Origin of the sequence: Chlorogloeopsis sp. ULAP02, from assembly GCF_038404745.2 — a bacterium.
In the GTDB taxonomy this organism is placed as follows: Bacteria; Cyanobacteriota; Cyanobacteriia; order Cyanobacteriales; family Nostocaceae; genus Chlorogloeopsis.
On record NZ_JAYKTT020000001.1, the window covers coordinates 430,914 to 447,000 of the forward strand.

A 16,087-nucleotide genomic window follows, 5' to 3' on the forward strand; every position below is an offset into this window, starting at 1 on the left:
ATGACTAATCTAATTTTGATCGTTGATGACGATCATTTGATGCAGACGCAACTGCGCGAATTATTGGAAGCAGCAGAGTATAGAGTAGTACAAGCAAGTAACGCACAGGCAGCACTAACTACCTATGCCCAACTGCAACCAGATTTAGTACTATTAGATGCGATCATGCCGGGCATGGATGGGTTTGCTTGTTGTCAGCAACTACAAAGACTTCCTGGAGGCGATCGCACTCCTGTTTTGATGATTACAGCTCTTTATGATGAAGCATCGGTAGAACGGGCTTTTGCAGCAGGTGCAACAGATTTTATTACCAAACCGATTCACTGGCCAATATTACGTCAGCGAGTGCGTCGTCTGTTGGCAGCAAGTCAAGTGATGCAAACCTTGCGAGAGCAAACCGAACAGGCGCAAATGCAAGAAATGCAACTACGCATGGCATTAGAAGCTGCCCAGATGGGTACTTGGAAATGGGATATCCTCACTAATAAAGTTAGTTTTTCAGAAAATTTGAAAACTTTGTTTGGTTTAGAAGCAGCCACAACTGAAAACAGTTATGAAACTTTCCTTAGCTACGTTCATCTTGAAGATCGCGATCGCGTTCACAACTCACTCCACAAAGCAATTCAAACCGGAGCAGAATGTGAACTAGAGTTTCGTGTTGTTTTGCCTGACAATAGCATTCGCTGGCTGGTGAATAAGGGAGTCGTCTTTCGTGATACTTCTGGCAAAGCAGTGCAGATGTTAGGCGTAGACATGGATATTACCAAGCGCAAGCACTCAGAAGAAAATTTACATCAGAGTGAAGAGCGTTTCCAAATCCTTGCCCGTGCTACTAACGATGTTGTTTGGGACTGGAATTTAGTCACACATCAACTTTGGTGGAATAATAATGTACATACACTGTATGGTTACTTACCACAGCAAGTTAGCCCCGATCCGGCTTGGTGGCACGAACGCATACACCCAGAAGATAGAGCCAGAATTCTTGCTGACATTCGTAATCTAATTCAAAGTGGGCAACATTTTTGGTCAAATGAATACCGTTTTCGTCGTGCTGATGGTTCCTATACCTATATCTTTGATCGCGCTTATGCGGTTCGGGATAGTATGGGCAAACCAGTGCGGATGATTGGGGCAATGATGGATATTAGCGATCGCAAGCGTACCCAAGAAGAATTAGAACGCCAAAATATGCGATCGCGCTTATTTGCTGATGTCACTCTCAAAATTCGTCAGTCTTTGCAAATTGATGAAATTCTCCAAACCAGTGTGACAGAGGTGCAAAAGCTATTGCAGGCTGACCGAGTATTAATATTTAAAATGCTATCTGATGGTTCAGGAACTGTAGTGAAAGAAGAAGTTGTTCCCGGTTTTCCTGTGACTCTAGGACAAAACATCATCGATCCTTGTTTTAACGAAGGATATATTGAAAAATATCGCAAGGGCAGAGTTGGTACGATCAACAATACCCAAGAAGATAAAGTTGAGCCTTGCTATGCAGAATTTCTAGAAAAAATAGCTGTTAAGGCTAACCTGGTTGTGCCAATTCTCCAACACACCAAACTGTGGGGGCTATTAATTGCCCATCAGTGCGCCCACCCTCGCGACTGGAACGAATCGGAAACTGAACTGTTGTTACAATTAGCAAATCAAATTGGCATTGCCCTAGCCCAAGCCAAACTTTTAGAACAAGAAACTCGCCAGCGACAAGAACTTGCTCGCTCCAACGACGAACTCCAAGAGTTTGCCTTTGTCGCCTCCCACGATTTGCAAGAACCACTCCGTAAAATTAAAACATTTGGCGATCGCCTCAAATTAATTGCTAGCGATTCCTTATCTGCTCAGGCGCTTGACTACCTCGAACGTATGCAGAACGCTACTCGGCGGATGCAAACTTTAATTGAAGATTTGCTGACTCTTTCGCGAGTCACCACCAGAGCACAGCCTTTTGTCCCGGTAAATCTCTTCCAAATTACTCAAGAAGTATTGTCTGATTTAGAAATAACTATCCAGCAAGAACAAGCCAAGGTGGAAGTAGGTGAATTACCTATCCTCAAAGCCGATCCCTTGCAAATGCGGCAACTGTTACAAAATCTGATTATCAATGCCTTGAAGTTTCATAGCCCCGAAGAACCACCAGTTGTCAAAATTTACAGTCAGATTTTACCCACTCCTTTAGATCCAATCGCGATCGGCACAGAACAGTGCCAAATTATTGTCGAGGACAATGGTATCGGTTTTGACGAAAAGTATCTAGATCGCATCTTTAATGTTTTTCAACGGCTGCACGGACGTAGTGAATATGAAGGCACTGGCATCGGTTTAGCCATCTGTCGCAAAATCGTTGAACGTCACCAGGGTAGTATTACAGCCGAGAGCATACGTGGGCAAGGAGCAAAATTTATTGTTACCTTGCCGATGAATCCTTCTTTTTAAATCAGAGCTTGCACTGTTGTTGTTCAGCGTCAGGAAAGCAGTCTTCACAAATTACAAACAAGCCTGTAGGGAAAGTTAGGCACTGCCCACCCGAAAAAATTACTTTCTTCCACTTCTATAATTTATGGTAACAATAGGATCGGTTAATTATCTACAACTATAATCAGGGATTTGTTGCAATTTAAGAATAAATTAATTATATGAATAGTAAAAAGGAGAAAATTCAGAGTGAAAGGTCGGCAAATAACTGTCACTATTTTGATGGCCGATGATGATGAGGATGACTGTATGTTAGCTCGCGAAGCTTTGACCGAAAGTCGTCTAGCAAATGACTTACACACCGTCAGAGATGGAGAAGAGTTAATGGATTATTTGCATCGACGCGGTCAATATGCTAATTCCCATATATCACCCCGTCCTGCTTTAATTTTGCTAGATTTAAATATGCCTAAAAAAGATGGTCGTGAAGCACTTAGAGAAATTAAAGATGATCCGGAACTAAGGCAAATCCCTGTTGTGGTACTCACAACCTCAAAAGCAGAGGAAGATATTTATCGTACCTATGATTTGGGAGCAAACTCGTTTATTATTAAACCCGTCACGTTTGCAGCTTTAGTTGAGGTAATGAAAACTATAGGAAAGTACTGGTTTGAAATCGTAGAACTGCCGCTATGAGCGGTGGGAGGCAGATATGACAAACAGCCCCATCCGAGTTCTTCTAATTGATGATGATGAAGATGACTATATTTTAACTCGCGATTGGTTTAGAGAATTCCAAGTAGTGGAGTGCGAGTTAGAATGGGTGGGTAGCTATCAAGCTGCAAGAAATAAAATTGCTTCTCGACAACATGATGTCTATCTTGTTGATTACCGCTTAGGTGAAGGTAATGGGTTGGAATTATTGCGCGAAGCTGTTGCGAATGGCTGTAGTACTCCCCTGATTTTACTCACAGGTAAAGGAGACAGAGAAATAGACGTTGAGGCAATGAAAGCAGGAGCAGCAGATTATTTAGAAAAAAGTCAGTTGACTGCCCCTTTGCTAGAACGTTCTATCCGCTATGCTTTAGAACGCAAACAAACAGAACATAAAATCCGCGAACAAGCAGCTTTGTTGGATGTTGCAACTGACGCGATTTTTGTTCAAGATTTAGATAATACAATTTTATATTGGAATAAGGCTGCCGAACGCCTTTATAGTTGGAAAAAAGAAGAAGCGATCGGTAAAAAAGTATCAGAAATTTGGCAAGAAAAAAATTTATCGCAATTGCAAGAAGCACTCTCCACAATGATGAAAAATGGCTCTTGGGAGGGTGAACTACAACAAATAACAAAATCTAGAAAAGAAGTTACTGTCGAAAGTCGTTGGACTCTAGTTAAAGAATTTGAGCGCAAAACACAATCTATATTAATTGTAAATACCGACATTACGCAAAAAAAACAACTGGAAGCACAATTCTTGCGCGCCCAGCGACTAGAGAGTATCGGTACACTAGCAAGCGGCATCGCTCACGATCTCAACAACGTCCTTGCTCCCATTCTGATGACAGCGCAGCTCTTAGAATCGCAACTAAACGATGAGCGTAGCCAGCGGCTTTTACCCATATTAATTAACAATGCAAAAAGGGGAGCAAACTTAGTCAAACAGGTGCTTTCTTTCACTCGTGGCATGGAAGGCGATCGCACTTTATTGCAATTAAAGCACTTGATTAGAGAAATTCAACAAATCATTAAAGAAACATTTCCCAAATCGATCGAAGTTTCCACCCAAATATCGCCAAACCTTTGGACAGTTTTTGGTGATCCAACCCAACTGCATCAGGTACTAATGAATTTGTGTGTTAATGCCCGTGATGCCATGCCTAATGGTGGCAAGTTGAAAGTAACAGCCGAAAATTTTTTAGTTGATGCAAATTATGCCAAAATGCATATAGATGCAAGAAAAGGTGCATATGTGGTGATCGCTGTTACCGATACGGGAGTTGGCATTGCACCAGAAATATTGGATCGCATTTTTGAACCATTTTTTACTACTAAAGAGCTAGGCAAAGGCACCGGACTCGGTCTTTCTACGGTGTTGGGAATTATCAAAAGTCACGGTGGTTTTATCAGTGTCTACAGCGAACTAGGTAAAGGCAGCGAATTTAAAGTGTTTCTGCCAGCACAACAAACAACAGAAACAAAAGAAGAACAAGAGGCAGAATTACCTTCTGGAAACGGCGAGTTGATTTTGGTGGTTGACGATGAGGATTCAATTCGCGACATTACCAAAACTTCCCTAGAAACCTATAACTATAAAGCAATTACAGCTAGTGATGGCATTGAAGCCATCGCCCTTTACGCGGAACATCAAGATAAGATATCTGTAGTCTTAACAGATATGCTTATGCCCTCAATGGATGGGTTAACTACAATCCGTACCTTACAAAAAATCAATCCTAATGTCAAAGTAATTGCTGTCAGCGGACTTGCCTCTGCTGATAAAGTTAATGCAGCAACCGATATTGGTGTCAAAGCCTTTTTATCTAAACCCTACACCGCCAAGCAATTATTGCAAACAATCGGCGCAGTAAAAAATGGAAAATAAGGCAGGAGGCAGAGGAGCCACTGCGCCCTTGGAGGTTAAGAGGAGGCGGAGCGTCTCCGGCTCCGCTCCATTGTAGCAAGTGGCGTGGCAGAGGGCAGAAGGAGAGGGAACAGGGAACAAGGGGAAATAATAAATGACCGATGACAAATGACAAATGACCAATGACTAATATATCTGAAGTTTTAACCGTTAACGATGCTTTTTACCGAGCATTTGAAAAAAAAGATATTGAAGCTATGAGTGTAGTATGGTCTCAAGGTACTGCTAGTCTTTGCGTTCACCCTGGTTGGAATATACTCAGGGGTTGGAAAGAAATTCGTACCTCCTGGGAAAAGATATTTAAAAATACCCCATACATAGAAATTAATAGGGACATAATTGCTACAGAAGTACGCGAAAATGTTGCTTATATAGTGTTGCTCGAAAACGTCATGCAAGTTATTAATGGCAGAAAAATGGAAGCGCGATCGCTAGCTACAAATATATTCGAGCTGCTCGGTGGCAAGTGGTATTTAGTCCATCATCACGCTAGCCCGATTGTGCGGTAAATTTTCTTGTCGGGTGGGCATCTTGCCTGCCCCAAATATACGCTAATCCCCAATCAACTCTACCGCATCTCGTCCATCCGTATCTTGGAAGTAAACCTTGATAATCTCTTCTTTGGCAGTGGGTAGTTGCTTGCCAATAAAATCTGGATGAATAGGTAATTCCCGATGTCCCCTATCTACTAATACCGCTAACCGAATTACTTCTGGTCTACCATATTCATTTACAGCATTTAATGCAGCGCGAACAGTTCGTCCTTTATATATAACGTCATCGACAAGCACAACAGTTTTGTCAGTTAAATCAAAAGGGATATCGGTTTTAGCAGGGGTACGCAAGCCAATTTGATCGAGATCGTCTCGATAGAATGTAATATCCAACGCTCCTACTGCCACAGATACACCTTCTAATGACTCAATTTGACGTGCTAACAATTGTGCCAATGGCACTCCCCTGGTATATATACCGATTAATACCAATTGTGATAAATCACGTGTCCTTTCTACAATTTGCGAAGCCAGCCGATTGACTGTACGACGGAGTTCTTCAGAAGAGAGAATCTCAACCACTTTAGCGTTGGTAGAAATAGTCATATACCGATATATCCCTGATTAACTTAACTGAGTATTGGGTATCAGCGATCAGTTGTCAGTTCTCAGTTACCTTTTTCTTTCACTGTTCCCTGTCCCCTGTCCCCTATCTCCATAATTACCTTTTTAAAAAGATTAGCAATAGAGCGCTCACCCCTAACCACAGCAAAAAACAATATCTAGTTAGTTGTAAAGCTTTATTTATAAAAATTGGCGCGATCGCATGAATATTATCTCCCAATAATGGTTTTTGCTTGGCTACGCCGCCATACCAATTTGTACCTCCTACTTGTACATCCAAAATTGCAGCGTAAACACACTCACTCCAACCAGAATTAGGGCTAGGATCTTGAGGTGCATCACGGCGACAAATTCTGATTACGTGCAAAGGTTTACCCGATAGCAGCGCTAAAGTTATCACTGCTAGCCGACAGGGAAGCCAAGTCAAGCCATCTTCCAAGCGCGCACTAAACCAACCCAAATAAGTATAGGGTGCTTGACGATAACCCACCATTGAATCCAGGGTGCTGCTGGCTTTATATGCCAAGGCTAAAGGTACTGAACCCACAACTGGCAAAAATGCACCAATAATTGCATAAAAAAGAGGAGCCATCACTCCATCAATCGCATTTTCTGTAACTGTTTCTAAAATAGCTCGCAATATTTCTGATTCTGTCAGATTTTTTGTATCTCTACCAACATAATTACTTAAAGTCGAGCGAGCATCTTGAATTTTACCTAATGTTAAAGGTTGCAAAACTGTTTGGGCTGCTACCCTTAAACTTTTTAGAGCAAAACAGCTGGCTAAAAGAATACTTTCTATTGCTATACCTAAGAATGGATGCAGCCATCTGGTAATTTGAATTATTGAGTAGCCAGCAATGCCACTACCTATTATTAAGACGATGCCTAACACAATTCCAGCTAAACGTTGTGTTAGAGAATTTTGACAATAGCTCAGAGCTAATTTGCTAAAGCGAGAAATTATCCACCCCATCACTCTTACAGGATGAGGCCATCCCCATGGATCGCCAATTAAGTAATCTAAACCAGCAGCAAGGATTAGAACAATATATGTCATCTAACATTTATACAAGCAAATGACTAATGACCAATAACCAATGATTAATGACTAATACTAAACAATAAAACTAGCTTCTTCCCCAAGGGAAGCTTGCCAACTTCGAGCATCGTAATAAAGGTCTGCCAAAGTAATACTGTATAGTGCTTCTTTCAACTTTTGGTGCAACCTCTGCCAAAGAGTAAATGTTACCCAATCTTCTGCTTGTCCTCGTGAAGCTTGATGATGAGGTAGAGGTTCAATAGTTTCGCCAACTGCTTCTAGAATTTCCCCCAAAGAAATTTGTGCTGGTTCTCGTGCTAGTTTGTATCCGCCGATGCTGCCACGAATTGATTTTACCAATCCTGCACGACGCATTTCTATTAGTAGTTTTTCTAGGTAAGGAGCAGGAATATCTTGTCGCGAGGCGATCGCTCTCACCGAAACAGGGCCATACTCTGGCTGCAAGCTCAAATCTAATAAAGCTTTTACACTGTAGTGTCCTCTGGTAGTTAATTTCATTTTAGTTAGCTTTTTTGTTTATCCTTTGTCATTTGCCCTTAGCAACTAATGACCAATGACTGATGACTAATGACTAAGGATCAGTTTTACTTATCATTCTGTATGCCAATTATTAAGTCAATGCTAATATAGCAGTCCTAAATGAGTTACAAACAAATCTGAGCTGTTCCCTGTTCCCTGTTCCCTGCCACCACGATTAGTTTATAAATCAAATGAGATTGCTATAGACAACCTTCTACGCTTTAGGAAACTTAAACAAATACAGTGTAGCAGTTCTTCACAAACTACAGATAGTTATCAGCATGGGTAAAATTCTTTGAAGATTAGTTTATTAAGGGAAAATTGGTAAAGAGTACAAAATTTTTCTGCTGTTTGTGTAATATACTTGGCAGTAGCTGAAATAAAAAAATTAAAGAATTGTTTTCTTATTTCCTCAAGGTCAGCTAAAATAAAATCGACTAAACTTTGTAAATCGTTCGTTCATTTTTGATCTAAGTTGATGGCTAAAGCGAAAAAAATTGAACCCTTAACTGGTGAAGATCTGCTCAAAAAAGTCAAAGAGCTAGAAAACCTGAGTAAGGAAGAAAAAGCTAAACAGTGCGGCTACTATACCGTTACCAAAAATGGTATAGAGCGTGTCAATATGATGAAGTTCTTGAATGCTCTAATTGATGCCGAAGGTATTCAGTTAGATAGTGCTCCCAGTGCAAATGGTCGGGGAGGACGCAGCGCTAGCTATAGAATTAGTGTCCAGTCTAACGGTAACTTGTTAATAGGTTCCGCTTATACAAAACAGATGAATCTCAAACCTGGAGATGAGTTTATCATCACTTTGGGCAAAAAGCACATTCGTCTGAGACAGATAGACACAGAAGATAGAGAAGATGCCGAAGCTCTAGAAACAGTAGCTTAAAAGTCGGTTGTCATTTGTCATTTGTCATTGGTTCGGCAGTCCTAACCCAGGGCTGAGGGAGGGACTTTAGCTTATGAAGTCTATGTTATTTCTCCTTTGTCAAAGGACTAAAAAAAGGACACGATATTACTCGTGTCCTTACCTAAACTGATGACTACTGTACAGACGCGATGTTCCTCGCGTCTCTACTAATTAATAACTATTGACTGATGAAAACATCTGTTTTTGTTGTCACTGGTAGATAATGACAAAGAGTTCTGCGCATCGCTGCCACTTTGGATGTCAAAGCAATTTCTTCCCGTTCCAGTAAACCTAAAATTTGTTCTGGATTATCTCGTGCTATCACTGGTAACTGATGTAAACCTCGCACAGCCATGCGATCTAAAGCTTCCGATAAAGGTTCATCTCGCCAAGCATAAACAATATCAGTAGTACAAATGTCTTTAAGAATTTGATTGGATAAATTGCGTTTAATTTCGCCATTTGAATCTGGGTAATTTTGCCAAGCAGAAAGGACGCGATTAATATCTTCTAAAGACACAATCCCAACTAGTTGCCCTGCTTCATTCATAACTAAAGCACTGCGAGTCCGATCACGGATCATTTCCAAAGCAGCTTCTATAACTTGCATTGTTGCTAAGAGCTTTTGTGGGCAAGGATGCATAGCTTCTTCAACCATGATTTGTTGAACAATTTCTGCTTGCTCATCTTTCAATTCCGAAAGACCTATTTGTTGAAGATTGGAATTAGAGTTAGAAGTGGGTTTGAATCGCTCGACTAGCCATACACTTAAACCCACCGCTGCCATTAATGGTAAAACAATGCGGTAGTCTCGTGTTAATTCAAATAGCAATAAAATTGCCGTTAATGGTGCTCTGACACTTGCAGCCAGTACTGCTGCCATTCCCACCATTGCATAGGCTGGGGGAGCAGCCATAAAATCGCTAATCATCGGTGCTAAGGTAGCTAAAATTTTCGCATAAGCAGAACCCAAAGAAGCACCTAAAAACATCGCTGGTGCAAACAAACCACCAACAAAACCGCTACCAGCACTAATGGCTGTCATTGCCAGTTTTGTAAATAAAAGCACCACCAAAAGTTGCAGCGAAAACTCCACATCCTGAAGCATTGCCTCTACTGTTTCATAACCAATCCCTAAAATTTGTGGCAAGTACAAAGCCACAGCACCAACGATCGCACCGCCAATGATCGGATGAATCGGCTTCGGTATTTTTCCAAACCAAGCAAAACCCGGTACCTTCCCGGCAAAGGTAGCTTTGAGGAGTCGAATTGATTGGGTATAAGTCAAAGACACTAGACTTGCCCACAACCCCAAACCAAGATAAAGTGGCAATTCTAAAGGACTGCGGACTTGGTAAACAGGTAAAGTAAAAGCAGGTTGCGCTCCCAAACCAATTTGAGCAATTAATGCCGCCACCACTGCTGCCAAGAGCACCACACTCACTGCCGAAGTAGCAAAAGATGTCGCTCCCAATACTACCTCTAAAGCAAAAAACACACCTGCGATCGGGGCATTAAATCCAGCAGCCAAGCCAGCAGCAGCACCAGCACCCAACAGCAAACGTTGGCGTTCTCGCGATACTTGTAAAACTACAGACAGCAACATTCCAAAGCTAGCACCAATTTCTACACTAGGCCCTTCTGGCCCTAAAGAAGAACCGCTACCGAGAGAAACTGCTGCTGCAATCATCTTTGTGACTGGGCGCAATTGTCGTTTGATTTCTCCTTTCTGGGATGCTGCAATCAAAGATGAAAGTCCAGGGCCAAAATCTTGCGATCGCCAGCGCATCAAACCAACTATTAATCCTCCCAAGATGGGAATGCAGGCTAAAGTCCAAGCACCCCAACTGCCGATCGCACCCATCAAATTTTCTAGCATTAAGCGGTGAATCAGCTCGATTAAATAGTGAAATGTAACTACACCCATACCGCTGCCTCCACCGATGAGTACAGCTAGAAGTAGTACAACTGTTTCTTGAGATGGCTGAAAACGGTTAAATAAATAGGTTAAAACGACGGGAGAAGGAAAGGCAGCCTGTTCACTTACCTTCCTGAGTTCTGTGGGAGGCAGGAGAGTCATTGAATGAGGAGTAAATCTAATAAAAAATTTAAATTTTATGCCTTAGTTTTTATTGTGAGGCATCATTTAGCCAGCAGACAAGCAAAAACTTTGATATGTAGTATTTCTACTATATATATAATTCACTAAAAAAAATCATAATATCCTTTTAGAAGTTGGAGAAAATAAGCCGCAAACCAATAGCCAGAATCTAGAAGATTCTTGATTGTCTGGATGCTTAAAGATGATTGATTATAAAGTTTTGGTGAATCGACTGACTATTGCGCCAAACCTCATACCGTGATCAGTGTGCAGTCATAATGGCTTCACTGATGCTGAATTTTGTGTTTTGTATTCTTCTAAAAAAGTTTTAGTTAAAAATTTTCTAATGTTCAAATTTTGTGTAGTGGTAATGCTTAAATGAGAGAATTGATGGTCAATGCTCTATAACAGGATTAGCACACACTACAAATACTGATTTAGAATCATGAGTCTGTTTATACTAATATTAGAATAATAACATCATCTCAAGTGTGTAATTCCTGGCTAATTTTTAGCCACGCTGGGAAATCTACACGTGGGTTAAACAGAAAAAATATAGCTTTTTATAGAGCAAGTAAGTGTACTAAGTAAACAAAGTAGATGAATACACACACTTTTGACCACCACTATGTAACTTGCCCGATTTGCCAAAAGCATTCTACAACCAAATCTGTTCAAACATACATAGGGTTGTTTACCTGTCCTTATTGTCAGGAAAGATTAGTAGTTTGCAAGAGTGGTCATTACGTTCGCGATCCCTTTAATTTTAAACAAATAGCGATTTCATCAGCACTGCGTCGTCAAAGCCGCCCCTTAGCTAGAATTATACGAGATTTTGTCATCCCCAAACACCCCATAGTAGCTCTGATTGTGAGTAGCGCCGTTGTCTTTGGTATGATTGCCATAAACCAGCAAAGCACAAGCAATGATTCACTGCCACCAGCAATAGAAGAAATCACAGAAGCAGGAAAAAAATCCCAGTGAGTGCATCTCCTGGGATCTATATCCTCTTCCACAGTTTTCAGTGTCAGTATATCAAAAAATATACAAAGTGACTAGTTATTTATAATTAGGGGATAGCGGTTAGTGGGTAGTAGTTAAAGAGTAAAAATTAACTCCTCATAACAAACTACTACGTGACTTGAAAAAGCTTGGCGAACAGGGAAAGTTACGGAGGTTGGGGGAGAAATTATTTTTCATGGGTTTTAATGTACGCAATTCAGCAACGGCTATTACCTACTAATCATTTCCAATCTACTTGTATCCTTAGTAACAAGTTTCCATCCCTCAGCTTGGTCGATTAACCTCACACAGTCAAGTTGGAGAGTATTAAAAGCAGCTTCATCTAGTAAGAAGTAGAATTTTTGGTTGTATTGCCAATATTCTTCTAGTTCTGGAATAGAAGCAGAAACAATTGTGCGATCGCTATAAAAATTTAGTGATGGACGCTGTTCAGGATTAGAGGTGTAAATTTTTGTGCCTGAAGGAACTTGCTGTTGAATCATAGCAGCAACAGGTTTGACTGGATAGCGTTCTCCTAATTCCCAAACCCAGTAGTTAGATTTCATCAACAACAACAGTGAAATATAACTCCCCCACAATAAAACCTTCAAAAACTGCTTGTCACCTCGCTCTGTCAAAATAGCCGCTAAAGCCATTGTGATCGCAACACTAGCAAAAACGAGTTGTAAATCTGGAGTTGGCGAGCCTCCCCAACCGTAATAGATGCTACCACCAGTTGCCACCACCGCCAAAATTCCTAAACCTACTACCCATGTACGCGGATAGGATGATAGTAAAGACGTATTTTCAATTTCTCCTAACTTAGCTCCGATTGCTAAAGCCAGACTTGGATAAATTGGGAACACATACCAAGGAAGTTTAGTTCCCATTAAAGAAATAGCAACTAAATATACTCCCATCCACACCAGTACGAGTTTTGCCCAGCCGAGATTGCGATTTTCCCAGCATAACCGCCAGCTTGAGGGCAAAAATAGCAACCAGGGCCATGTATATTTCAAAATTTCTAATACATAGTACCAAGGAGGCCCCGAATTTTCTTCTACAGATGCCCAAATGCGGCTAAGTGATTGATTGAGCATCCCGACATTGGTAAAAGTTTGACCGTATTCCCACCATTGAAAACCATACCAAAAAGCTACAGGAATAATGCCAATCAGCGTTCCGATCCACATATAGCCACTAGTCAGCAGTCGCGGTGTATCCCAAACCAAAAATGCAACTGCTATGGCACCCAATAATATCCCTAGTATACCTTTAGTCAGACAAATCAACCCAAAACTAATACCTACACCCAGGCAATAGCGTAAGTCACGACGCGATCGCAACAAACACAACATCATCAGTATAAAAAAACATACCACAGCCCCATCTAGCATTGCCAAACGTCCATGACGAACTACTGGCAGCATCGTTAGGTAAACTAATGCGCTATAAACTGCACAAAAACGTCGGCGAAAAATTTCACGACCAGTGGAATACACTAAAGGCACAGAAATGGCTGTTAATATTGCTCCAGGCAAGCGTGTTGTCCACTCATGTACACCCCAAATAGAGTAAGCCCAAGCAATCAGCAAGTGAAGCAACGGCGGCTTATTATGATAAGGCTCTCCTCCCAATGTCGGGTAAAGCCAACGCATGGAACCCAATGGAGCACGCCAAATTTCGCGGGCAACCTGTGCTACAGTACCTTCATCCCAATCTCGTAGTGGCAATTGACCGAGATTTATGGTAAAAATTAATACTGCTGCTACAAGCAGTACTATTATCCATGTCCAATCAATCCATTTCTCAAGCGCCCGATAATTTTTTTCGAGACTGCCCCAAGTAAAGCTTCCTTCTTGCATAGTTTAGGATAATTATTTTGCTTGCTGGTTCGATTACAAACAGACGCCTACGAGCCTCCATTGTTGCTATGAATGTAAAACCATTGCCCTGTGCTAGTTTAAGTCTATCTTTATTCTAGTTTTGTTGACAAATTTTCTAATGCCGTTTTAATTTGCACATTTCTTCAGTTTTTGCTAATTAATCATAATATTTTTTGACATATTTATCGAAATATATTTTAAATTTATTTAACAACCTTTAATTGAATAAACTGATATGAATATTATCTATCACAACTTACTTTGTAGACGATTGTTGAGATAAGTAATGAACTTACCTTTTACTTTAGATGTAGCTATTGGTTTAATTTTTATCTATTTAATTTTAAGCTTATTAGCTTCAGAAATTCAGGAACTTATTGCTACTGTTTTTCAATGGCGTGCCGAACACTTAAAAAAATCAATTGAAATCCTTTTAGCTGGGGATGTAAAAAATGCAGAGGAAGCTAAAGTTATCCAACTAGCTAACCAAATTTATGCTAATCCTTTAATTAAAAATATTAATCAAGAAGCAAAAGGATTATTGGCAACCCTACCTCGCAAGATTACTTGGGCAATTGCTTCTACGTATCGTTCTTTAAGAAAACCTAGACCAGGGATGAGTCAGAGTGAAAGTATTTTTGGCAAAGACAAACATAGTGGCCCCTCTTATATTCCTGCCGATATTTTTGCTATTACTCTCGTTGAAACATTACAAATACATTTTTTAGTAGAAAAACTTACTGAATCAAGGTTAGAAAGGTTTAAAAATGAAAGGTTATCCGAAATCAAAAATATTATTTTGGTCTTGCAAGAGCAAACAAATACTGATGAAGATTTGACATATTTTTTTAATAATATTTGTCATGGATTTGCAGACCTTCAGGAAGAATGTGACAAATATATTCAGAATTTTAAGCAAAAAAAAGCTAGTTTGAATACAAGTTTAAATTGTATGGCAGAAAGCTTCGACAGATATTTAGAGACTTTTGAGATGCAGATGCCCGATCATGAGTTATGTGCCAAAACCTTACGAAGACTAAAGTTTTTACGAAAAGATATTTTTAATGATATTGAGCAAGCAATATCTTTAGGAGGATTACGACCTAATATTAATGAAGTTGTAGAAACAGTCAGAAGAGGTAGTGATATTTATCAAGAGATTGAAGCATCAATTAAAGATAAAGATAGCGAAACATTTAAAGGAATCCAACAAGTTATTCAAACTTTACCACCAGCAGTGATAGATAATCTTGAGGTTTTGGCAAAACGTGCTCAAGTAAGAGTAAAAACAACAGAAGAGGGAATAAATGCATTACGTATAGAAATTGAAAATACATTTAATAGCTCTATGGAGCGAGCTTCTGGTGTCTACAAACGCAATGCCAAGGGAGTTGCAATTTTAATTGGCCTGACTATTGCTACTGCTGCTAATGCAGATGCATTTCATATGGTAAATAGACTATCAAAAGACTCTGCTTTGCGAGATACGATTACCAATAGTGCTGGAGAAATAGTTGTAATAAATAACAATCAAAGTATTAATTTAGATGCATTGAAAAGTGATGCTGATCGAGTTTTAACGGATATTGCTCTGCCTATTGGTTGGACTGATGTAAATTTAAATCAGCAACTTCACTGGAAACGTGATTTAAAACAAGCATTCCCAATTATTAAAATCATAACTTTAATTCCTGGTTGGATAATTAGTGGTATTGCTATTGCTATGGGCGCGCCCTTTTGGTTCGATTTACTTAGTAAAGTCGTGAATGTACGTAATGCAGGTACACGCCCTGCTTCTAATAGCCGTAATTTGGTTAATCATGAGGAAAATTAAAGCAGTAGCTCTGGTAAAGAAAACTAGAGCACTCTGGCTCTCTCAATCGTAGGGCGTAGACTCCTCTAGGCTACTTGAAGGGAGAGTCGCCCTTACCACAGAGTATGGTAAGCCAGCGCGGTGGTGTGCGCTGCATCCTATACTTTGTATTTCTTGAGAGTTTTGCAACTAAAAATACTATTTCCATTTTTGACACTCCCCCGACTCCGCTTCGCGGTCATTAGGGGGATTCTTGGTTCAACCAGCCGACTTATCTATATTATTATGATTTTGGGGCTAGATACTTATTTATATTGCAAAATTCAATTTATATACACTAATTTCTCTTAAATACTTTTACTATTTACTCTAAGTCAGAAAATGACCAAAAAGAATATTTATAGGCTATTTTGAGAAAAAAAAGGACTTAATGTAGGCTTGAGTCTGTTTATCTTTGATTATCTACATATCTTATTTGCATCTTATTTGTATATAAAATTGCAGCTACTGTTAATAGCTTTACATTGTCAGCTTCATGAAATTTTCATAAAGTATCAAATAGCAAAGTATTAATTATTACTATAAATTCGTCGTTGTTAGTTATTTACGATAC

12 protein-coding genes are annotated in these 16,087 nt (G+C 39.9%); 7 read left to right on the forward strand and 5 right to left on the reverse strand.

All coding sequences use genetic code 11. The annotated features are described in order from the left end of the window. From U2718_RS01780 to U2718_RS01795, 4 genes are all read left to right on the forward strand, one after another. Entirely contained in the window at positions 1-2,436 is a 2,436-nt protein-coding gene (locus tag U2718_RS01780; RefSeq protein WP_341999678.1) for a PAS domain-containing protein, read from the forward strand. A 228-nt stretch (positions 2,437-2,664) separates the two neighbouring features. Further along, a complete protein-coding gene (locus U2718_RS01785; protein ID WP_341999681.1) occupies positions 2,665-3,111 on the forward strand; it encodes a response regulator in 447 nt (148 codons plus the stop codon). A 16-nt stretch (positions 3,112-3,127) separates the two neighbouring features. Next, complete coding sequence (locus U2718_RS01790) at positions 3,128-5,020, forward strand: response regulator (RefSeq protein WP_341999683.1); 1,893 nt, start codon at positions 3,128-3,130, stop codon at positions 5,018-5,020. Positions 5,021-5,181: 161 nt separating this feature from the next. Continuing rightward, positions 5,182-5,568, forward strand: a complete 387-nt coding sequence (locus U2718_RS01795) for a nuclear transport factor 2 family protein (RefSeq protein WP_341999685.1) — start codon at positions 5,182-5,184, stop codon at positions 5,566-5,568. A gap of 42 nt (positions 5,569-5,610) precedes the next feature. Here the strand turns inward: U2718_RS01795 and pyrR are convergent, their stop codons facing one another. From pyrR to U2718_RS01810, 3 genes are all read right to left on the reverse strand, one after another. Further along, positions 5,611-6,153, reverse strand: a complete 543-nt coding sequence (gene pyrR / locus U2718_RS01800; RefSeq protein WP_341999842.1) for a bifunctional pyr operon transcriptional regulator/uracil phosphoribosyltransferase PyrR — start codon at positions 6,151-6,153, stop codon at positions 5,611-5,613. 121 nt (positions 6,154-6,274) lie between these two features. Continuing rightward, entirely contained in the window at positions 6,275-7,237 is a 963-nt protein-coding gene (cbiB, locus tag U2718_RS01805) for an adenosylcobinamide-phosphate synthase CbiB (protein WP_341999686.1), read from the reverse strand. A 57-nt stretch (positions 7,238-7,294) separates the two neighbouring features. Beyond that, a complete protein-coding gene (locus U2718_RS01810) occupies positions 7,295-7,738 on the reverse strand; it encodes an Rrf2 family transcriptional regulator (RefSeq protein ID WP_341999688.1) in 444 nt (147 codons plus the stop codon). Between the two features lie 499 nt (positions 7,739-8,237). On the opposite strand from U2718_RS01810, the gene U2718_RS01815 reads away from it, so the two are divergent. Next, on the forward strand, positions 8,238-8,651 hold the full coding sequence (locus U2718_RS01815) for an AbrB family transcriptional regulator (RefSeq protein ID WP_289789923.1): 414 nt from the start codon (positions 8,238-8,240) through the stop codon (positions 8,649-8,651). Between the two features lie 199 nt (positions 8,652-8,850). Here U2718_RS01815 and U2718_RS01820 read toward each other — a convergent pair whose 3' ends face one another. Continuing rightward, positions 8,851-10,752: a chloride channel protein gene (locus U2718_RS01820; RefSeq protein WP_341999689.1), complete on the reverse strand. Its 1,902-nt coding sequence runs from the start codon at positions 10,750-10,752 to the stop codon at positions 8,851-8,853. A 621-nt stretch (positions 10,753-11,373) separates the two neighbouring features. Between U2718_RS01820 and U2718_RS01825 the strand changes: the two genes are divergently transcribed. Further along, positions 11,374-11,757, forward strand: a complete 384-nt coding sequence (locus U2718_RS01825; RefSeq protein WP_341999691.1) for a hypothetical protein — start codon at positions 11,374-11,376, stop codon at positions 11,755-11,757. Between the two features lie 248 nt (positions 11,758-12,005). Here U2718_RS01825 and U2718_RS01830 read toward each other — a convergent pair whose 3' ends face one another. After that, positions 12,006-13,640: a glycosyltransferase family 39 protein gene (locus U2718_RS01830; protein WP_341999693.1), complete on the reverse strand. Its 1,635-nt coding sequence runs from the start codon at positions 13,638-13,640 to the stop codon at positions 12,006-12,008. 307 nt (positions 13,641-13,947) lie between these two features. Here U2718_RS01830 and U2718_RS01835 point away from each other — a divergent pair, with 307 nt between their 5' ends. Next, the gene (locus U2718_RS01835; RefSeq protein ID WP_341999695.1) at positions 13,948-15,495 is read left to right on the forward strand and encodes a hypothetical protein; all 1,548 of its coding nucleotides are present in this window, start codon (positions 13,948-13,950) and stop codon (positions 15,493-15,495) included. The last annotated feature ends 592 nt before the right edge of the window (positions 15,496-16,087 follow it).